Source organism: Frankia sp. AgB32 (assembly GCF_023243045.1).
Lineage (GTDB): Bacteria > Actinomycetota > Actinomycetes > Frankiales > Frankiaceae > Frankia.
The window spans coordinates 17,460-37,455 of sequence record NZ_JALKFX010000047.1 but is presented as its reverse complement, the minus strand read 5'-3'; the positions used below and the strand labels follow the sequence as shown (position 1 = coordinate 37,455).

The following is a 19,996-nucleotide window of genomic DNA, read 5'->3' as shown; positions in this document are numbered from 1 at the left end:
CACGCGCCTGACTGCGCCCCGCCTCACTGCGCCCCACCCGACCGTGCCGTCCCGCCCGACTGTGCCGTCCCGCCCGACTGTGCCGTCCCGCCCGACTGTGCCGTCCCGCCCGACTGTGCCGTCCCACCCGACTGTGCCGTCCCGCCCGACTGTGCCGTCCCGGTCCGGGTGTCGTAACCCCAGCCGAGCCGGTCGCGGCGCGCGCGGCGCAGCAGCCACTGTGGCTGGAAGGTGCTCGACAGCTCGAGGTGGTCGGCGTGGGACAGATGCCGGCCGCTGCCCAGCTTCACCACCGATCCGGAACCGGACCAGCCGTGCGCGACGAACGGCGGCACCCAGGCACTGCCGTCCGCGGTCAGCCGCGCGGAGCCGATCCCGTCGCCGTCCCGGCGCCACCACAGGGTGATCTCGCCGGCCAGGACGAGGTAGTGGGTCTCGGCGAAGTCGCGGAGATCGAGCACCGGGTCGCCGGTGGCCCGCCGCACGTGCATGAACATCCCGGTCAGGTCGGGCAGGTGCGGCGCGGCGGCCAGCGAGGCGACCTCGTAGCCGCGGAACGGGCGGATGCTCGCCACGCTGCTGTCCACGGAACAGAACGTCTTGCCGACCTCGTCGTGGTCGCGCATCGCGGGGAGCAGGATCCGGTAGTCCGTCGCGAGCACCCGGGCCACCGCGCGCACCTCGTCGAGCGTCAGGTTCCCGGCCTCGGCGAGACGTCCGCGGGGGATGCCGGTCGCCCGCGCCAGGCTGGTCAGGTCGTGGCCGCGGCGGGCCAGCAGGCCGCGCAGGATCGCGCCTGGAGCGCCGTCGGACACCGACTCCACCATCGCCTCGAAGGCGTGGTCGGCCCAGGAGTTCGTCTCCCCGACCAGAGCCTGTAGGCCGGACGCCCCGGTGTAGGAGATGATCCTCGCAGGCAGCTCCGTCGCCAGACCGTACGTGTGCGGGCAGTAGGACGGCTCCACGTAGGAGTCGCCGGCCACCCAGGGCACGGCGTCGGTCCCCGCCCGCATCCGCCGCCAGGTCGCCTCGGTCAGGTCGGTGCCCCAGCGGCCATGGATGTCACCCGGGCCCAGGTTCACCGTGATCGCGGGCTCGAGGTGGCCGTTGTTCAGGGCGGGCAGTCGGCCGGCGGGACACAGGATGTCGAGGACGACCGGCGCCACCCGGCCGACCGGCGCCGCCATCGAGTAGTAGTTGTAGAAATGAATGCCGTCGCGTTGCACGGCCCGGCGGGTGGCCCGCAGTTCGTCCGCCGAGCGGATCACCACGTGGTTCGCGCCGCCGCTTTCGGACAGCTGCGGCAGATCGGTCTCGAGGTGCTTGGCGAGAAGGTCGGCGAAATCGTCCGCCGCGTCGAACGTGTCGGTGGCGAGTAGCCGACCGAGCTCCTCCTCGGTGATCGCCAGCCGCATCGCGAGTTCAGGACCGGTGAGCTTCTGGGCGTTCATCCGGTGAACGACCTTGAATGTGTCCAACAGCATGTGTGACGCTCCTCGGTCACGGACGTCCGATGGTGGGGCTGACTACCGCGGTGGAATATCGCCGCCGCGATTCGCCGGAATGGTGGGGATGCGCCCGGGGAATCAGGCGCGTGTTCCGGACGGCCGGAGCGAGCAGCCAGGCGCCACCGCTCGTCGCGAGCAGGCCACCCACGACGATCGTCAGGGCGAGCCCGGCCCGTTCACCGAACGCGCCGACGAGGACGAGGGAGAGCCCGCCGCCCAGCAGCGATCCCAGCGGCAGGGTTCCCCAGGCGATCGCCCGGATCGAGGAGAGCACCCGGCTCTGCAACCGGGCCGGTGCCAGCACCTGGCGCGCGACGGCCACCTGGGAGTTCCAGATCGCCAGCCAGGGCGAGGAGAACGCGACGATCGCCCCGAGGACCTGGGCCGGATGGCCCAGCAGGGCGAACGGCACGAGCGTCCACGTCGCCCCTTCCGCGACCGTGAACAGCAGCGTCCGGCCGTAGCCGAACCTGCGCACGACGCGTCCGGAGACCGCCGCGCCCAGCACCGCCGTCACCGCTCCACCGGCCAGGATCACCCCGGTGACGCCGGCGGAGAGGTGCAGCGCCCGGTAGGCGTAGAGGAAGATCGCCGTCTTGGTCACCGTGATGCCGAGGTTGCGCATCGCGGCGCAGAAGGTGAGCGGTCGCAGCAGCTCGTGGCCAAGGACGAACGCGAAGCCCTCCCGGAGCCGGCCCGCCACGCCCTGCGACGGCGAACGGGGCTCGGGCGGTGGTTCCGGCGTCCGCACGGACAGCACGCCGAGAACGGAGCCGAGGAAGGACATCGCGTTCAGGCCCACCGCGGTGCTCGCCCCGAACACACCCGACACCGCCCCGCCGAGCGCGGGTCCGACGACCTGCGACGTACTGCGCGAGACCTCCACCCGGGCGTTTCCCCGCGGCAGGTCACCACCGGTCAGCAGGAGGGGGAGATACCCCTGCAACGCCACGTCGTACAGCAGGGTGAAACAACCACTCGCCGCGACGACCAGCAGCAGCTGTCCGAGGGTGAGCCCGCCGGAGCGCGCCACCACCGGAATACTCATGAACAGGACGAGGCGCGCGACGCCGGCCAGCACCATCATTCGCCGGCGGCTGAACCGGTCCACGAGCAGACCCGCCCCGATACCGGCGACCGGGTACGCGATGTACGTGGCCATCGTCAGCAGCCCGACCTGGAACGCGGTCGCGTGCAGGGTGAGGATCGCGATGGTGGGCACGGCGAACGTGGCCACCCGGTCGCCGAGCAGGCTGATCGACTCGCCGCACCACAGGACGTGGAAGTCCCGTGTCCCCGTGTCGACGATCATGTCAGGCGGCGGAGTTCGAAAAGGAAGTCGTCGCCCTGACCGGGGACCGGTGGGTGCGCGGTCTCGTAGTGGACGCCCGGCGGCACGACCTGGGCGGCCAACTCGTCGAGCTCACCTGGTCTGATCCGGTGTTCCCGGCCCCTGGCCACGTAGAAGTCGATCAGCGCGGCCATCGGGATGTCCCCGTGCCGGGGCAGCACCGCGGCGAGCCACGGCGCCGCCGCGCTGTAGTCGACGTCGAACTCGGCCTCGTCGAAGACGGTGGTCAGCACGCCGCGCCGCGCGGCCTCGGCGAGCACCACCCGGTCCCGCTCGTACAGCCCCGAGCGGTAGCTCAGCCGCGTCAGCCCGCCGGGGCGCACCGCGGCGGTCAGGGTCCGCAGGGCCGCGCGCAGCTCGGCGAGGACGAACCGGTTGAGCAGCCGGTCGGCCACCACGAGATCGAACGTGGCGTCGAAGGGCGCGTCGGCGCGGGTGACGTCGACCAGGGCGAACTCGGCCCCGCCGGGGAGCACCACCGCCAGCTCGGCCAGCATCACCGCGGAGAAGTCGGCGACCACCAGCTCCGCGCCGACGTCGAGCGCCGCGCGGGCGAGGGAAACCGTGCTGGCGCCGACCAGGAGCACCCGCTGGCCACGGGCCGTGCCGTCGAGGTACTGGGCGCAGGCCGCGGGGCTCGGCCCACCGTCGTAGGCGCGGTTCCAGTACGCGCTGCCCAGGCCGTCCCAGGCGGCGGCCTTCGCATTGGTGATCTTGCGGTCACCGGTAGGGCCGGTCACCCAGCCTCCTTGGTTCGCAGTGCCCGGTCTCTCCGGCTCGCGATGCTGTCCGGACTGGTGGGAGGCGTCAGAGGACAAGGGTCTTCACCCTGGTCATCTCCTCGATCGCGTATCTCGCGCCCTCCCGGCCCAGGCCGCTGTCCTTCACCCCGCCGAACGGGATGTTGGGTGACTCGAACTGCGGTCCGCCGTTGAGCACGACCGCGCCCACGTCGAACAGCTCGGCCGCGCGGTGGGCGTGGTCCAGGTTGTTGGTGAAGATCCCCGCCTGCAGGCCGTACGGGGTGTCGTTGACGACCTCCACCGCCTCGGGGAAGCCCGTCACCCGGATCACCGGAGCGATCGGGCCGAAGGTCTCGAGGCGCACCAGATCCGCGTCCCGCGGCACGTCGTCGAGGACGGTGGGCCAGTACTGGGCGCCCACCCGGCGGGCCCCGGACAGCACCCGCGCGCCCGCCGCGACGGCCCGGGCCACCCGGTCGTCCACCTCGCGGGCGGCGTCGGTGTCGATCAGGGTGCCGATGTCGGTCGCCGGATCCGCCGGATCGCCGACCACCAGTTTCGCCGCGGCGGCGGTGAGCGCGGCGGCGAACTCGTCGGCGATGTCGGCGTGCGCGATGATGCGCTTGACCCCGCGGCACGACTGCCCGGAGGTGGCGAACGCGCCCGCGGTGGCCGCCGCGACGGCCGCGGGAAGGTCCGCATCCGCCAGGACGACGAGCGCCCCGCTGTCCCCGAGCTCGTAGGTCTGCCTGATCATCCCGGCCGACGCGGCGAGCAGCCGGCCCACCCTCGTGCTGCCGGTGAACGTCAACATGTCGACCTGGCCGGACCGCAGCAGCGCGTTCACGACCTCGCCGGGCTCGCCGCACACCAGCGCGATCAGGTCGGCGGGCAGGCCCGACCGCAGCAGCGCGTCCACGAAGCGGATCGCGCTCAGCGGCGTCTTCTCCGACGGCTTCACGACAACCCGGTTGCCGGCGGCGATCGCCGGGGCGACCTTGGTGACGACCTGGTTGAGCGGACGGTTGAACGGCGTGACGGCGCACACGACGCCGATCGGCTCGCGGGTGGTGATCGCGAGGCGGCGCTGCCGGGCACTGGTGACGTCGGTCCGGATGGTCTCGCCGGTGATGCGCTTGCTCTCCTCCGCGTAGTAGCGCAGTTGCGTGGTGGCCCGGTCCACCTCCCGCCGGGCGTCGGCGATGGCCAGGCCGGACTCCTGGCAGATCGTGGCCGAGACCTCGGCCCGTTCGCGGTGGAGGAGTTCCGCCGTCGCGGCGAGAATGTCGCCGCGGTCGTACGCGGTCAGCTCGGACCGAGCGGCACCGAGTCGGCGCACCGCCTCCAGCGCCTGCTCCGCGTTCGCGTGCGCCACCGTGCCCACCACGTCGTCGGTGTAGGGGTTGCGGACCTCGGCGACGCCGACGCCCGGCGACCACCGGCCACCGGAGAACAGACCCCTGATCTCGTTCACCGGCCAGCCTCGTTGGCGACGGCGACATCGTTGGCGACGGCGACCTCGTTGGCGACGGCGACCTCGTTGGCGACGGCGACGTTGTCCAGCAGGCGCGCGCCGCCGAGGCGCACCGCCGCGAAGACCCGCAGCGCCTCCACCGGTGTGCCCGCGACGGCCGGGCCGAGAGAGTCGGTGTGCACCTCGACGTACTCGACCAGGTCGAACCCGCGTGCCAGCAGGGCTCCCGCGAGCTGGGCCGTGACCTCGGGGACGACGTCGACGCCTTGCTCGGCGATCCGGCGCGCGCCTCGGCGCAGTTCCTCGTAAAGCCCCGGCGCGATCGCCCGCTGGGCGGCGTCCAGATAGGTGTTGCGGCTGCTCAGCGCCAGTCCGTCGACGTCGCGCGCCGTCGGGCAGGGCACCACCGCCACCGGCAGTCCCTGATCCTCGACCATCGCCCGGATCACGGCGTACTGCTGGTAGTCCTTCTCTCCCCAGTACGTGCGATCGCAGTCGACGATGTGCAGCATCTTGAGGACCTCGGTGGTGAGGCCGTCGAAGTGCCCCGGGCGGCGCGGGCCGCACAGCAGATCGGTCAGCCCGCGCACGACGATCTGGGTGCGGACCTGCTCCATGCTCCGTTCACCCGAGGGGAAGATGGTTTCCGTCGCCGGCGCGAAGACCGCGTCACACGCCCGGTCGCGCAGCGCCTGGAAATCTGCCTCCTCGGTCCTCGGGTAGCGGGCGAAGTCCTCCGTGGGGCCGAACTGGAGCGGATTGACGAACAGGGTGAGAATAGCTTTGTCGCATTCTCTACGGGCGGCGTCGACAAGGCTCAGGTGACCTTCGTGGAGAGCGCCCATCGTCATGACGCAGCCTATGGAGGAGCCCTCGGCGCGCCATTCACGCGTATGCTGCCGCACTTCCTCGATCGTGCGCAGTATTTTCAACAACGTGTTGCCTCCACAGTCGGTCCGGGCATGTCGACCGCACACCCCGCGACGTGACCAAGATCCGTACGACGACGATTCAACCGGATCGTGACGGCCTGTCAACAGCCAAGGTCGGTCGCCAATCGTCCCATTGCGATCTCCTCGGTCGGACGCCTTCGGGGACGCGCGTCGCCGCGGCGCCGTACGCTCCCGATGCGACGAATCGAGACTTCCAACCCGGCTCGGACGACTGAGCGACCTTTCTTCTCAACGAAAAGGGACGCGGTGGAACCAGAAACGGATCTCGGCGACCGTGCCGCCCCGGAAGAGGTCGGTCTGTCGTCCGACCGGCTCGCCCGGATCGAACGGATGATGCGGTCGCACGTGGACGACGGTCAGCTCCCCGGAGCGGTGGCCCTCGTGTATCGCCGGGGCCGGGTCGCGTATACCGCGCAGGCCGGCGTCGTGTCGTCGACGACCGGCACACCGATCCCCCTGGATGCCATCTTCCGCATCTACTCCATGACCAAGCCGGTCACGAGTGTGGCCGCCCTTTCTCTGCATGAGGACGGACTTTTCGATCTCAGCGATCCCGTCGGGCGGTTCCTGCCCGAACTCGCCGACCTCGCGGTGGGCGAGTCGACCCCGGGCGGCGAGCACCGCCTCGTGGCCGTGGACCGGGAGATCACCATCGCCGATCTGCTGCGGCACACGTCCGGCATCGTCGGCGGCTACTACGGCACGCCCTGGATCCTGCGGGAGTACGAGAAGGCGGGTATCCGGCCGTTCGACCACACCGACGTCGCCTACACCACGTCGGCGCGGGACCTCGTCGCCGCGTTCGGCAAACTGCCCCTGGCCATGCAACCCGGCTCGCACTGGGAGTACGGGCGCTCCGGCGATGTGCTGGGCTGCCTCCTGGAAGTGGTCGGCGGCAAGCCCCTGGACACGCTGCTGGCCGATCGGGTGTTCACCCCCCTCGGCATGACCGACACGGGATTCTTCGTCCCGCCGGAGCGTGCTCACCGGATCGTGCAGCCGACGGCGGCCTTCGCCGCTGACACCAGGCTGCGCGACCTCACCTCCCGGCCGACCTTCCTTTCCGGCGGCAGCGGTGCCTTCTCGAGTGCCCGGGACTATCTCCGGTTCACCAGGATGTTGCTGGGAATGGGCGAGCTGGACGGACACCGCGTGCTGAGCCGCAAGTCGGTCGAGCTGATGACCTCCGACCAGCTCGGCCCGCTGTACGGCACCGGCCCCGACTACATGCCGCGGGCCGGGTACACCTTCGGCCTGGGCGTGGCGGTGCGCAGACAGGCGGGACTGTCCGACGTCCTCGGCTCGGCGGGCGACTACTGGTGGCTCGGTCGCGGGTCGACCAGCTTCTTCGTCGACCCGGCCGAGGACATGATTGGCCTGTTCATGACCCAGAAATACTGGCGGGCCCGGGTCTACCAGCGGACTTTCAAGAACCTGGTGTATCAGGCGGTGATCGACTAGATCCGCGGCCGCCTTCCGGGTCGCGTGCTCCGAGCGTCACGATCCGAGGGGCCGTTCTGCCCGATGTCCGGATGGCGGACGCGGTCCCGGTTCCTTCTTCGACGGGGATACATCGGGCGCGGAGCCCGTTCAAGGCGACAGGAAGCCTCCTTCCCGCGCAACGAACGGATATCTTGGACATAGGGCGGTCACTCGCGGTGTCGTAGGCGGCCGGCGTCCACCAAGGGCCAGTCGCCCTCGCGGCTACCGGTGGTCACGTCGGTTACCTGGCGGCGGCGAAGCCGCTTTCCGTCGCGTCGCGTCGCGGTCGCGGCCGGGAGCGTCAGCGGGTGGATCTTCCTCTGACCAGCCGAAGGTCCACGGCCATCGGCCTGGGGCCGCCCCGGTCGAGCCGTCCGCGTGGTGCGCGGTTGCCCGTCTGCTCTGATAGCGGCATGGGGACTGTGATGAAGGGCGTGGCCACGCGGATGGTTGGTGCCGAGGCGGCCAGGGGTGCGTGGTGAGGACCAGTCGGCTGGAGGCGTTCAGCGACGGCGTGCTGGCCATCATCATTACGATCATGGTGCTGGAGCTGAAGGTGCCCGAGGGCCACACGTTCGCGGACCTGCGGCACTCCACGGGCAAGGGCCTGCTCAGCTACGTTCTCAGCTTCGTCTACGTGGGGATCTACTGGAACAACCACCATCACATGTTCCAGCTGGCGCGCCGGGTGACCGGCGGTGTGCTGTGGGCGAACCTCGGCCTGCTGTTCTGCCTGTCGCTGCTGCCGTTCACGACCGGGTGGATGGACGAGTCGGACTACGCGCGTTTCCCGGTCGTCCTGTTCGGGATCAACCTGCTGGTCGCGGCCGTCGCCTACTTCGTGTTGCAGTGGGAGGTCATCCGGGCGCACGGCCCTGACTCGCCGCTGCGGCGGGCCATCGGCGCGGACCTCAAGGGCAAGATCTCGCCGGTGTTCTACCTGGTCGGGATCCTGTCCGCGCAGTTCGTCGACCCTCATGGCAACCTCGGCGTCGTCATCGCGGCCGCCTGCTACATCCTCGTCGCGCTGATCTGGGTCGTCCCGGACCGCCGCATCGACCGCGCCGTGGTCGAGTTCGGCTCCCCGGACTGACCGGCGGCCCAGGTCCGCCCGGCGACCGTCCGCGGCCCTGACGACCGGCACGGTCCGCTCCGCCCGTTGAAGGTTGGTGAAACCGGCGTGTGGGGGCGGTGATACCGCCGCTGACTAGCGTTCCCCCCAACACCCCAACACGTTCGAAGCCGCCGCAAGCCGGTACGCCTCCGGCCGAACTCCGGCCGAACTCCGCATTCGTACTGCGTGCCCGGAGCGCGTGCCCCCCCGCATCCCCTGGAAGGAACTCGTATGACGTCTGTGCCCGCGGTCCAGGCCGACGGCCTGGTCAAGAGGTTCGGCGAGCTACGCGCCGTCGACCAGATCGATCTCGAGGTTCGCCACGGCGAGATCTTCGGGGTACTCGGCCCCAACGGCGCCGGGAAGACGACGATGCTCAAGATGCTGGCCACGCTGCTGCACATCGACGGCGGCCGGGCCGAGATCTTCGGCGTCGACGTCGCCGCCGAACCCCACCGCGTCCGCCAGCTCATCGGCGTGACCGGCCAGTACGCCTCCGTCGACGAGGACCTCACCGCCACCGAGAACCTGTGGCTGTTCGGCCGCCTACAGGGTCTGCGTTCGGCGGACGCGCGGTCCACCGCCCGGCGGCTGCTGGAACAGTTCGGCCTCCAGGAGGCCGCCGAACGGCGGATCTCGGAGTTCTCCGGGGGGATGCGCCGCCGCCTCGACCTCGCCGCCTCCCTCATCACCCGACCGCCGCTGATCTTCCTGGACGAGCCGACCACCGGCCTCGACCCGCGCACCCGCGGCCAGATGTGGGACACCATCCGGGAGCTCGTCAACGACGGCTGCACGTTGCTGCTCACCACGCAGTACCTGGACGAGGCCGACCAGCTCGCCGACCGGGTCTGCGTGATCGACCACGGCCGCAAGGTCGCCGAGGGCACCCCGGACCAGCTCAAGAGCCAGGTCGGCGACTCGACCCTGCAGCTTGAACTCGCCCCCGGTGCCGATCAGGCGCTCGCCCGCGCGGTGGTGCTGCGGGTGCTCGACGAGGAGCCGGTCGCCACGCCCGAGTCCGGCCGGCTCAACGTGCCCCTCGACGTCGCCGACCGGGCCGCCGACGTGCTGATCGCGCTGCGCGAGGCAGGCGTCGCGGTCGCCTCCGTCAACGTCGCCAAGCCGACCCTCGACGAGGTCTTCCTCTCCCTCACCGGCCACGACGCCGACGCCGACGCCGACTCGGCGGCGGACGGCCACGCCGGAACCGTCCCCGGGCAGGACCAGCCCAGCCTCGACGACACCACCCCGGAGATGTCCCGATGAGCACTGTTCTCACCGAGCCGACCGCCGTGCGGCCACGACCGGCACCGGTCACCGACCCCGCCGTCATCGTCGCCCGCACCCGGGCCCGCGTCGGCCTGGGGGACACGCTCTCCCAGACCTTCGCGATGGCCTGGCGGGCCCTGAAGAAGATGCGCCGCAACCCCGAGCAGTTCTTCGACGTCGCCCTGCAGCCGCTGCTGTTCACCGCGATGTTCGCCTACGTGTTCGGCGGCGCGATCTCCGGCGACGTGCACAGCTACCTGCCGCTGCTGATCCCCGGCATCGTCGCCCAGACGGTCCTCACCACCTGCATGGCCACCGGGACGCAGCTGCGGGAGGACCTGGACAAGGGGGTCTTCGACCGGTTCCGGTCACTGCCGATGTCCCGGATCGCCCCGCTGGCCGGCCCGATGATCGCCGACCTGGTGCGCTACCTGATCGCGGCGAGCCTGACCTACCTGATGGGCGTGGCCCTGGGCTACCGGCCCGGCGGGGGAGTGCTCGGGGTGCTCGGCGCGATCGTGCTGGCGGTCCTCACCGGCTGGGCGATCGCGTGGGCGTTCACCTGGATCGGCACGGTCGCCCGCAGCGCCCGCAGCGTGCAGGGGATCTCGATGATGATCCTCTTCCCGCTGACCTTCCTGTCCAACGCGTTCGTGCCGGCCAAGACGCTGCCCGGCTGGCTGGAGGCCTTCACCAAGGTCAACCCGGTGTCACACCTGGTGTCCGCCACGCGGGACCTGGCCAACAACGGCGTGCTCACCTGGCAGGTCGGCTGGACGCTGCTCATCGGACTCGTCATGGTCGTGATCTTCATGCCGCTGTCGGTCGTCAGCTACAAGCGTCACCTCTGACCCGTGGCCCGGCGACCCGTCGTCGAGCCGCCCGGCCAGCCGTTCGACCAGGACGCGTGCCTCGTCGACGAGCTGTGCCGGGCGTCGGCCGTCGGTGTCCACCCGGGCCGCCCGCAGCGCCCCGGGCGCGCGGCGTTCGGCGAGCGTCTCGGCCCGGTCCCAGCTCAGCGACGGGATCGTCGAGAGGTAGGAGAAGCGTCGCGCCAGCACGAGCAGCCGCACCGCCTCCGGCGCCGTCATCCGCGCCGGCCCGTCGTCGCGGAGGCCCCAGGCGCCCAGCGCGTACAGCAGCGTCCCGCACGCCGGAAAGTCGATCGTGGGCCCGCCGCGGCGCAGTGCCTCGACGCAGCGCAGCAGACCGGATCGGAACAGGTCCTCGCCAAGGGCGAGGTCCTCGGTGGCGCTCGCGTGCCAGGTGAGCGCGGCCAGCGCCACCGCGTCACCGACGAGCGCCCAGGGCTCGACGCCGGTCGGTTCGAGACCGGGCCACTGCATCAGCCGCAACTCCCGCGCCGCGTCCAGGTAGCGGTGCAGACCGCCGGCCACGTCGCCGCGGGCGAGGGCGAGTTCGCCCCGGCCGATCGCCGCCATCACCGCGCCGTTGTGCAGCGTGTGGCTGGGGGCGCCGATCCGGGCGAGGTACTGCTCGGCTGCCTCGAGCCGGCCGTCGTTGATGGCGTCGATCGCCAGCAGCACCCGAAGCTGCGCGGTGTCGTCGTCGGCACCGAGCCGCTCCAGCACCGGCATGGCCGCCCGGGCGTGAGAACGGGCCGCCGGCAGATCACCGAGCTGCATCTTCAGATCGGCGAGCCGGGTGTGCAGCATGGCTGTCAGCCACGGCCCGTCTGCCGCGGAGGCCAGGGCCAGTGCCCGGGCGGCGGCCGTGGCCGAAGCCTGCGTGTCGCCGCCGTTCTCCCGCTGATGGGCCAACCACACCAGGGCGTGCAGGCGGGTGTGCCGGTCGGGCGCGTCCGCCAGCCGCGCGAGCCGCACCTCGACATCGCCATCCGTCGCCGTCGCCTTGGCGAGGACGAGCAGCACCCGTGCCGCAGCGGCCAGCGCCGGATCGGCCGCCGCCTCGGGGGCCAGCCGTTCCAGCAGGTCGCGAATCGACGCGGGCAGCACCCCGTCGCCCAGGAAAAGCGCGGTTCTCGCGACGGTGGTCCCGGCGGCCGGCGCCGCGCGGGCCGTGGCAGGTGTTGGCGTCCAGCCGGCCAGGGTCGTGCTGACCGCGTCGATGAGGCCCATCATCCGGACGTGCTCGCCGCGGATCTCCCAGAACAGACCCAGCACCGCCACCAGCGACACGACCGTCTCCGCGTCGCTGGTGGCCAGCGCGGCCCGCAGCGCGTCGGCGAGGTTCGTCTCCTCGGCGGCGATCGCGTCGATCGCCGCGAACTGCCGCTCGGTGGACAGATCGTCACCGTGCCGGGCAGCGTAGCCGACCGCCCAGTCCCGCAGGGACCGCCGTGCCGACGCCAGGTCGCCGGCCTCCGCCAGCCGCAGCCGGCCGAACTCGCGGACGGTCTCCAACATCCGGTAGCGCACCCCGCCGGCCGACTCGCGCACGCTCAGCAACGACTGGTCGACGAGGTTCTGCACCGTGTCCACGGGGTCGCCCTCGCCCGCGGAGCCGGGCGACGATCCGGGCGCACCATGACCGGCGGCGCCGAGCACGATCTCCGCGGCTTCGAGGGTGAAACCGTCCGGGAACAGCGCCAGCCAGCGCAGCGATCGCCGCTCCGGCTCCGCCAGCAGCCGCCAGGACCAGTCGATCACCGCGAGCAGCGTGCGGTGGCGGTCCGGGGCGGAGCGGTCCCCGCCGCGCAGCAGCGTGAACCGGTCCGCGAGGCGTCGGTCGACGTCCTCGACCGACATCGCCCGGACCCGCGCCGCGGCCAGCTCGATCGCCAGCGGCAGCCCGTCGAGCCGGTCGACGATCCGGCCGATCACCTCGCGGTCGAGCCGGACGGTGGGACGGGCGGCGGCGGCGCGCTGGCAGAACAGCTCGATCGCGTCGGCGCGGGCCAGCTCGCCGAGCAGGTAGACCCGTTCGGCGCTGATCGCCAGTGGCGCCCGGCTCGTCGTGAGCACCCGCAGGTCCGCGGTGGCCGTGACGAGGAAGGCCACCAGGTCGGCGACCTCGGCGACCAGATGCTCGCAGTTGTCCAGCAGCAGCAGGCCCGGCCGCCGGTCGAGCTGCGCGGCGACGCGGGCGCGCAGGTCGGCGCGCTGCGCGGGGGTCAGCGTCCGGCGGTCGGTGATCGAGTCGCGGACACCGAGCGCGGCACCGATCTCACCGAGCAGGTCCTCGGGTGCCATCACCCCGACGAGCGGGACGACGTGCACCGTCGGCAGCGCGCTGTCGCGGGCGAGCAGGTTCGCCAGGCGGGTCTTGCCGAGACCACCCGGCCCGACGATCGACACCACCCGGGACCGGTCCAGCAACGCCCGCAGCCGGTCGACGTCGCGCTGGCGACCCAGCAGGGCGTTGGCGTCGTACTGGATCCCGTCGCGGACGGGCTGGTCCAGGGCGAGCAGCTCGCGCTGGACCCGGGCGAGGCCCTCGCCGGGGCTGGTGCCGAGCCGTTCCCGCAGGTCACGGCGGTAGCCCTCGAAACGGTGCAGGGCTGCCCCGGCTCCGCGCACCGCGGCCTCACTGCGCAGCAGGTCGGCCAGCAGATCCTCGTCGTCGGGCCGCTGCGCGCGGGCCTCCTCCAGCAGCGGGAGGGCCTCGGTGTGCCGGCCGGTCCGGCTCGCCGTCCGGGCCAGCACCAGCCGGGCCGCCGCCAGGTCGCGCCGGGCGGCGCGGCGGATGTCGGCGAGCGCCCCCTGCTCGTCCGCGGACGTCGACGGCAGCGCGGCGCCGAGCTCCAGTGCCTCGCGGGCCCGCGCGGTGGCGGCCGGCGGGTCCGTCGCGACGAGGCCGGCGGCCTCGGCCACCAGCTGGCCCAGCAGACAGCTGTCGACCTGCGCCGACGCGATGCCGAGCCGGTAGCCGTCACCGTCGCGCACCACCGCGTCGGCACCGCAGGCCGCCCTGGTTCGGGAGACGACCACCTGTAGACCCTTGGCGGGGTTGGCCATCGGCTCCCCGCTCCAGATCAGCTCGATCAGCCGCCGTGCCCGCACCGGCCGCCCGTGCTCCGCCGCCAGCGCCGCCAGCAGCGCCTGCGACCGGTCACCCACGACCGGGGCGCCCTCCCAGCGCACCCCATCCAGGAGGACAAGACTCACGACCACGCTGATCAGTCTAGGTGTGCCGACCGCCCACGGCGCGGCCCGCGGCCGAGCACCCACCGTCGGGTGCCTGGACGAAGCGGCCGACGTCTGTGGTCCCCGCTTCGCCGGCGAGCGCAGACGTCGTCCAGCGGGGCCGTCGTCCAGCGGGGACGTCGTCGTTCGTCAGCCGGGGGTTGTTGGCTTTGCCGGGACCGTGGTGCGCAGCGCCTCGGTCTGGCCGTCGAGGATCGTCGCCAGCCGGGTGAGGAAGCTGGTGATGGCTTCCAGCTGGTGGGTGTCGTAGCAGGCGGCGAGGTCGGCCATCGCGGCGCCGAGGGGGGCGAACAGGGCCGCGATGTCGCGCTGGCGGTCCGGAACCGGGCGGAGCTCCCAGCGGCGCCGGTCGTGGGGGTCGCGTACGCGCTCGACGAACCCCGCGGCCTCGAGCCGGTCGGCGACGCCGGTGACCGAGCCTGCGGTGAGGCCGATCCGGTCGGCGAGATTGCTGGCGGTGAGCGGCAGGTCCGCGGCGCGCAGCAGGTCGAGGCATTTGAGGTCGGTGACCGACAGACCGAGCCGCGCGGCGAGGTGGTGGTGGAACAGGACGGTCCTGGTGGCGAGGTCCCGTCCGAGTGTCTCGGCGAGGTGAGCGATGAGGGTGTCTCTGGCCGCGGCGGGCATCCCTGTTGACATGTCTTCCTAGATCTTTTAGCGTCTGAACCATTGTGCAGCTGGATGGTAAGGCTACCAAGATGACCATGGGCTCCCCGGTCACGGCGCGAAGGGGAACGGCATGTCACGACGAGGCCAGGCAGGGAAGGCCGGTTGGGTGGCCCGGGCGGCCACCTACCAAGCGGGATCTACGGATCATGCTGGAATACAAGGCCGGCTGGTATGGCCGCGAGGTGATCGTCGTCGACCGGTGGTATCCGAGTTCGAAGACCTGCTCGTCCTGCGGGACGCTCGTCGAATCCCTGCCGCTGGACATCCGGGAGTGGACCTGCCGCGATTGTGGCGTGGTCCATGACCGGGATGTGAGCGCGGCGCGCAACAGCCTGGCCGCGGGGCTCGCGGTGTCAGCCTGTGGAGACGGAGTGGGACCACCCCGCTCCTAGAGCGGGGAGGCATCTGTTGGTGAAGCAGGAACCCGTATCGCGAGGTACGGGAATCTCCAGCCTTCAGACCGGAGAGGATGCCAAATGAGGGCTCCACTGTTCCTGGAGAAGACGTCATGGCGACGACCGATGCCCGCCGGCCACGGCCGCTGACGGCGCGGCGCGGCGGATGACCACGGCGGAGTACCTCTGGTACATCCCGAACGAAGCCCGGCCCGGTCACCGCGGCGATGACACTGTGGCGGATCACAACAGTCTCGACACGCTGACCTGCCACGCCGTCGCCGTCGAGCGGCACGGCTGGCGGGGCGCGCTGCTCGGCGCCGGCTGGAACCGGCCGGACACCTTCACCGTCGCGACGGCCCTGATGGCGCGCACGACCAGCTTCGAGCCGCTCATCGCCGTGCGCCCCGGCTACTGGCGCCCGGCACACTTCTCCGCCGCCGCGGCCACCCTCGACCAGCTCTCGGGCGGGCGGGTACGGGTCAACATCGTCTCGGGTCAGGACGGGCTCGCGGCATACGGCGACAGCGAGGCGGGCCAGGCGCAGCGCTACGCCCGCACCGCGGAGTTCATGCGACTGACCCGCCGGCTGTGGACCGAACGGGACGTCACCCACCGCGGCGAGTACTTCCAGGTGACCGGCTCGACCCTCGCGCCCCGGGTCCAGGCCCGCCCGGGCCGGCCCCACCCGACGCTCTACTTCGGCGGTGCCTCCGTCGCGGCGCAGCGGGTCGCGGCCCTGGAGGCGGACGTCCAGCTGTTCTGGGGTGAGCCGCGCGACGACATCGCCGAACGCATCGCCCGCCTGCGGGAGCTCAGCGGGAAGCTCGGCCGCGAACACCCGCCGCTGGAGTTCGGGCTGCGCGTCACCACCGTCGTCCGGGACACCGCCGCACAGGCCTGGGCCGACGCCGAGGCCAAGGTCGCCGACCTGGCCGCCCGCCAGGGTGAGCTCCCCGAAGACCCCGGCCGGTTCCAGGCCATCGGCCAGCAGCGCCTGCTCGACCTACAGGCGCGCGGTGACGTCCTGGACGACAACCTCTACACCGCCCCGGGCCGGATCGGCGGCGAGGGCGCCGGCACGACCTGGCTGGTCGGCTCGGCCGCGGAGGTCGCGTACTCCCTGCGCCGGTACGCCGACCTGGGGATCACCCACTTCGTCCTGTCGGACACGCCCTACCTGCGGGAGGTCGAGCGGCAGGGCAACGAGCTGCTGCCCCTGCTCAGGACGCCCGGGTAGGCGGAGCGCCCGCGAAACGTCCGGCGACCCGTGCCGGCGGGGTCCTCATCGGGTGAACCGGAACAGCACCGTCCCCGGCTGTGGCCTGCGTGGCGTGCCGCGGAAGCGATGAGCCCCGACGCGGAAGGGGGCGTCGCCCGGGCGGATGAAGGCGTCCTCGACGAACCCGTGCCGCGCGAACACCTCGCGCACCAGGTCGGCGGCGTCGCCGGCATACCGCGTCGGGTCGTGCTCGCCCGCGCGGGAGCCGCGGGTCCACAGCACGGTCGCCTCCGCCGCGAGCAGCTGGGGGAGCGCGGCGACCGTCGCGTCCAGGTCCTCGTCGGTGATGTTGCCGAACACGCCGCACGCGAGGAACACGTCCGCTGGCGGCACGCCGGCGTAGCTGTCGAGTCTGCCTGCGTCGGCCGTGCGGACCTCCACGTCCGGCAGGCCGAGTCGAACAACCTCGGACCGCGCCGCGTCGGACAGCCCCTGGTGAAGCTCGATCAGGACCGCGCCGACATCGGTGTACCCGTCAGCGAGGACCGGCAGCGTGTCCCGGCCGTCTCCCGCGCAGATGCTCACCATCCGGGTCGGGCGCCCACGCCGTGCGGCCAGCACCCGCGTGAGCTCGCCGCGCACCGCAGCCAGCCGCCGCGACAGCGACGACCCCGGGTCGGCGTATCCCCGGTGCCAGGCACGCCAGTCGGTTGCGGAGGTCACAACCTCAGTCGACCACACGCCGTTGGTCGCCGCAGTCGATGCAACGAGCTGAGCTACCACTCGGCTGCTTGGCGACCCCGACAACATCGCGTGATCCTCGGTGTGCCTCGCCGCGCCCGGTCCGGGCGCAGGGCACGAGTGATACACCGCGCGGCCATCCCGTCTGCGAAGATCGGGGTGTGGACGAGTCCCGCGAACGCGTGGTGACGCCAGAGGTTGTCACCGCGCTGCGTCAGGCCGGCTTCCTGTTCGCCTACCTGCACGGCAGCCGAGCGGTCGGGCGCCAGCGGGCGAACTCGGACGTCGACGTCGCCGCCTACTTCGGCGGGCCGCTGCCGCCGAACTCCTTCGACGTACTCCTGCCGACCGGAGTCGACCTCCTCGTCCTGGACAACGCTCCGCTCGAGCTCGCCGGCAGGGTCGCCCTCGGTGGAAAGCTGCTCTTCGACGACGACCCGGCGGCGCGAGTGCACTGGGAAGCGATGACCAGAAAAATCTACTCTGACGAACTCCCACGGATCACCCGCTCCCACCGGGAGTTCGTCGCCGCCCTGCTGGACCGGACCCCGTAGCCGTGGTCGATCAGGTCCGGGTGCTGCGCCTGCTCCGCGCCATCACCGATGACCGGACTTTGTCCGGCAGATAGCGGTCCACGTGTCCGAGGAACACGCCTGACCCGTCTCGCTCCAGCCTGTCCCGGGTGACGTGACGGCGGGTGCCGGGCGCGCGGGACCGGAGCTCTCGGACCACTGGGTTCCGAGGACTTTCAGGAGTCCGAGCGCGTGGTGGGCGGGGGTTCCGGGCGCGGCCGTGCAGTCGAGGTCGAGCCAGTCGACCTGCGGGTGGCGGATTCGTTTGCGGGTCGAGCGTCCGACCTGGACCTCGCGCTCGGCCCAGAGCCGCCGGAACTCCGCGCTGGCGTCGAGCAGCCGGGCCACGAGATCGCGGATGCCGGCGTCGCGGGGATGGCGCGCGGCCGCGGCGCGCAGGTCCGCGACCGACTCGCGGGCGAACCGTTCGCCGGTCACCGGGTCGTGCCGTTCCCGGGCGCCGGGGCGGGTGAAGAACCTGGACGTGACCTTCGTCCACCTCGACGTCACCGACGAGGCCACGATCGCGAGCGCGGCGGGGATCATCGACTCCCGGCACGGCCGACTGGACGTTCTCGTCAACAACGCCGGTATCACCCGCGACCAGGGCCGGCCGCCCCCGGAACTGCCGGTCGCGGCGCTGCGTGAGATCTACGAGACCAACGTCTTCGGGGCGGTCGCCGTGACGAACGCGATGGTCGGCCTGCTTCGCCAGGCGGGGGACGCGGTCGTCGGGAACGTTCCAGCGGGCTCGGCACCTTCGCCTTTTGACCGATCCCGCCCCGCAGACGCGGAGATACGCGCGGCTTCTCGGCTACAACTCGGCCAGGGCGGCGCTGAACGCGATCACGCTGATCCACGCGCACGAGCTGCGCCCGCCGGGGTATCACCGTCAACGCGCTCTCGCCCGGCCACTGCGCCACCGACCTCAACGGCCACACCGGACGCGACACCGCGGAGGAGGGCGGTGCGCGTGTCGCCAGCCAGGTACTCGCCCGCCGCGATGAGGGTCCGGGTGTCTTCCTGAACGAGAACGGCGGCGTCTATCCCTGGTGACGACGGGTGCTGTCGGCGGGCTTGCGGGTGATGCGGTAGTCGAGGACGAGGAACGGGATGCCGAACAGGGAGAAGGCGTGCTCGGCGCGCAGCTCGCCGTCCTGGACGTAGACGTCGAGGTCCTCGGCGAAGCCGTGGATCGCCGCGGCGGTGAGGCTGCCGTCGGTCTCGTCGCGGTAGGCGAGGTAGTGGCCGGGGTGCTCCAGATCGCTGCTGCTGGTCAGGGTCAGGCCGCCGCCGGGGCGGGCGCGGGGCAGCAGGGTCGCGGTGAAGCTGGCCTGGGGGAGGGGGAAGCCGACGCTGACGTAGCCACGGTCGCCGTGCCGGTAGGTGGTGTAGATCCCGACGTAGATCGGCTCGTCGGTGTCGGCGAACGAGCGGATCCAGCCGCGGACCGCCACGGTGTCGGCGTCGGGCAGGGTGATGGTGTCGATGCGGCTGCGGATGCCGCGCTGGGTCTCCCGCTGGTTCATCGGGACGTTGGCCTGGCCCAGCGGGCGGGCCAGGGCGGTGCGGTAGAGCAGGTAGCCGGGGCGCACCCACAGCCGCCAGCGCGGGGTGATGTCGAGGGCGAACCGGGTGGTGTGCTCGTAGAACTCGCGGACCAGCGGGTCGACGCCGGCGGGATCGAAATTCGGCCCGGCCAGCCCGTCCAGGGACGCGACGATCCCGATGTCGGCGACGTCGGTGGCGTAGCGCCCGCCGAGTTCGTCGGCCAGCTCCTCGACGTAGCCGGTGCCGACCCGACGGGAGCGGGCCTGGCGCGGCACGACGAAGGGCAGGCGTTCCGCCGGAACCCGTTCGGCGAGCAGGCTCACCTGCGCGTCCCGGAACAGCACCGGGGACGCCGTCCGGTAGGCGGCCATGGTGAGAGCGGCGACGGCGGCGGGCGGCACCGGGCGGGCGCGGGCCGCGAGCAGGGTGCCCACCGCCGCGCCGAACGCCGGTCCGAGCAGGACCTTCTGCGGGCGCAGACCGAGGAGCCCGGCGAGGCTTCCGATCGTCGTGCCGACCGCCCGGGGGCCGGCGCCGGTCAGCTTCCCGGCGGCCCAGCCGAGCGGGGCGACGAGCGCCGCGCTGGTCGCGATCCGCTGCCACAGCGCGGGGATCTCGCCGGGACGCTGCCGGGCCCGCGCGACGGTCTCCGAGCTCGCCAGCGCCGCGGCGCCCGCGAGCGCGCCGACGGCGGCGGCCCGCCGGCCGCGGTGCGCGGCGAGCGCCGAGCCCGCCGCACCGCCGATGGCGGCCGCGGACAACACGGCCACGCCGAGGTTCGCCGACCCCGACTCCCCGTCCGCCCGCACCCGCCCAATCTAC

Annotated in this window: 17 protein-coding genes and 1 pseudogene; 8 read left to right on the top strand and 10 right to left on the bottom strand. The window is 72.1% G+C overall.

What is annotated here, in order from left to right:
- Window positions 1-23: 23 nt before the first annotated feature.
- The 5 genes from MXD60_RS16060 to panC form a co-directional block, all read right to left on the bottom strand.
- Window positions 24-1,484 carry a histidine kinase gene (locus MXD60_RS16060; protein ID WP_248819971.1) on the bottom strand — a complete coding sequence of 487 codons (1,461 nt, stop codon included), beginning with the start codon at window positions 1,482-1,484 and terminating at the stop codon, window positions 24-26.
- Window positions 1,485-1,500: 16 nt separating this feature from the next.
- Window positions 1,501-2,820 (bottom strand): MFS transporter, encoded by a 1,320-nt coding sequence (locus MXD60_RS16055; protein WP_248819970.1) that lies wholly within the window; start codon window positions 2,818-2,820, stop codon window positions 1,501-1,503.
- Window positions 2,817-3,599, bottom strand: coding sequence for a methyltransferase domain-containing protein (locus MXD60_RS16050; RefSeq protein WP_248819968.1), 783 nt, complete (start codon window positions 3,597-3,599; stop codon window positions 2,817-2,819). The genes MXD60_RS16055 and MXD60_RS16050 overlap by 4 nt, the downstream gene beginning before the upstream one ends.
- Window positions 3,600-3,666: 67 nt before the next feature.
- Complete coding sequence (locus tag MXD60_RS16045; protein ID WP_248819967.1) at window positions 3,667-5,076, bottom strand: aldehyde dehydrogenase family protein; 1,410 nt, start codon at window positions 5,074-5,076, stop codon at window positions 3,667-3,669.
- The gene (panC, locus tag MXD60_RS16040) at window positions 5,073-6,053 is read right to left on the bottom strand and encodes a pantoate--beta-alanine ligase (RefSeq protein WP_308222504.1); all 981 of its coding nucleotides are present in this window, start codon (window positions 6,051-6,053) and stop codon (window positions 5,073-5,075) included. Before panC ends, MXD60_RS16045 begins: the two co-directional genes overlap by 4 nt.
- A gap of 222 nt (window positions 6,054-6,275) precedes the next feature.
- Here panC and MXD60_RS16035 point away from each other — a divergent pair, with 222 nt between their 5' ends.
- From MXD60_RS16035 to MXD60_RS16020, 4 genes are all read left to right on the top strand, one after another.
- Complete coding sequence (locus MXD60_RS16035) at window positions 6,276-7,490, top strand: serine hydrolase domain-containing protein (RefSeq protein WP_248819965.1); 1,215 nt, start codon at window positions 6,276-6,278, stop codon at window positions 7,488-7,490.
- Between the two features lie 499 nt (window positions 7,491-7,989).
- Entirely contained in the window at window positions 7,990-8,604 is a 615-nt protein-coding gene (locus MXD60_RS16030) for a TMEM175 family protein (RefSeq protein WP_248819964.1), read from the top strand.
- A gap of 252 nt (window positions 8,605-8,856) precedes the next feature.
- Window positions 8,857-9,894 carry an efflux ABC transporter ATPase subunit, DrrA-related gene (locus MXD60_RS16025; protein ID WP_248819963.1) on the top strand — a complete coding sequence of 346 codons (1,038 nt, stop codon included), beginning with the start codon at window positions 8,857-8,859 and terminating at the stop codon, window positions 9,892-9,894.
- Window positions 9,891-10,748, top strand: a complete 858-nt coding sequence (locus tag MXD60_RS16020; RefSeq protein ID WP_248819962.1) for an ABC transporter permease — start codon at window positions 9,891-9,893, stop codon at window positions 10,746-10,748. Before MXD60_RS16025 ends, MXD60_RS16020 begins: the two co-directional genes overlap by 4 nt.
- A 2,130-nt stretch (window positions 10,749-12,878) precedes the next feature.
- On the opposite strand, the pseudogene MXD60_RS16015 reads toward MXD60_RS16020, so the two are convergent.
- Both MXD60_RS16015 and MXD60_RS16010 read right to left on the bottom strand, forming a co-directional pair.
- Window positions 12,879-13,835, bottom strand: a pseudogene (locus tag MXD60_RS16015) (BTAD domain-containing putative transcriptional regulator); the annotation flags it as partial.
- A gap of 318 nt (window positions 13,836-14,153) precedes the next feature.
- The gene (locus MXD60_RS16010) at window positions 14,154-14,663 is read right to left on the bottom strand and encodes a MarR family winged helix-turn-helix transcriptional regulator (protein ID WP_248819961.1); all 510 of its coding nucleotides are present in this window, start codon (window positions 14,661-14,663) and stop codon (window positions 14,154-14,156) included.
- Between the two features lie 176 nt (window positions 14,664-14,839).
- Between MXD60_RS16010 and MXD60_RS16005 the strand changes: the two genes are divergently transcribed.
- Window positions 14,840-15,085: a zinc ribbon domain-containing protein gene (locus MXD60_RS16005; RefSeq protein ID WP_518468064.1), complete on the top strand. Its 246-nt coding sequence runs from the start codon at window positions 14,840-14,842 to the stop codon at window positions 15,083-15,085.
- Between the two features lie 169 nt (window positions 15,086-15,254).
- On the top strand, window positions 15,255-16,328 hold the full coding sequence (locus tag MXD60_RS16000; RefSeq protein WP_248819960.1) for an LLM class flavin-dependent oxidoreductase: 1,074 nt from the start codon (window positions 15,255-15,257) through the stop codon (window positions 16,326-16,328).
- A 45-nt stretch (window positions 16,329-16,373) separates the two neighbouring features.
- On the opposite strand, the gene MXD60_RS15995 is transcribed toward MXD60_RS16000, so the two are convergent.
- On the bottom strand, window positions 16,374-17,033 hold the full coding sequence (locus tag MXD60_RS15995) for a class I SAM-dependent methyltransferase (RefSeq protein ID WP_248819959.1): 660 nt from the start codon (window positions 17,031-17,033) through the stop codon (window positions 16,374-16,376).
- Window positions 17,034-17,212: 179 nt separating this feature from the next.
- Between MXD60_RS15995 and MXD60_RS15990 the strand changes: the two genes are divergently transcribed.
- Entirely contained in the window at window positions 17,213-17,605 is a 393-nt protein-coding gene (locus MXD60_RS15990) for a nucleotidyltransferase domain-containing protein (RefSeq protein WP_248819957.1), read from the top strand.
- A 42-nt stretch (window positions 17,606-17,647) separates the two neighbouring features.
- Here MXD60_RS15990 and MXD60_RS15985 read toward each other — a convergent pair whose 3' ends face one another.
- Window positions 17,648-18,208, bottom strand: a complete 561-nt coding sequence (locus MXD60_RS15985; RefSeq protein ID WP_248819955.1) for an MmyB family transcriptional regulator — start codon at window positions 18,206-18,208, stop codon at window positions 17,648-17,650.
- Here MXD60_RS15985 and MXD60_RS29930 point away from each other — a divergent pair.
- A complete protein-coding gene (locus MXD60_RS29930; RefSeq protein ID WP_368861236.1) occupies window positions 18,093-18,650 on the top strand; it encodes an SDR family NAD(P)-dependent oxidoreductase in 558 nt (185 codons plus the stop codon). The genes MXD60_RS15985 and MXD60_RS29930 overlap by 116 nt on opposite strands.
- A 16-nt stretch (window positions 18,651-18,666) precedes the next feature.
- On the opposite strand, the gene MXD60_RS15980 is transcribed toward MXD60_RS29930, so the two are convergent.
- The gene (locus MXD60_RS15980) at window positions 18,667-19,983 is read right to left on the bottom strand and encodes a hypothetical protein (protein ID WP_248819953.1); all 1,317 of its coding nucleotides are present in this window, start codon (window positions 19,981-19,983) and stop codon (window positions 18,667-18,669) included.
- Window positions 19,984-19,996: the final 13 nt, after the last annotated feature.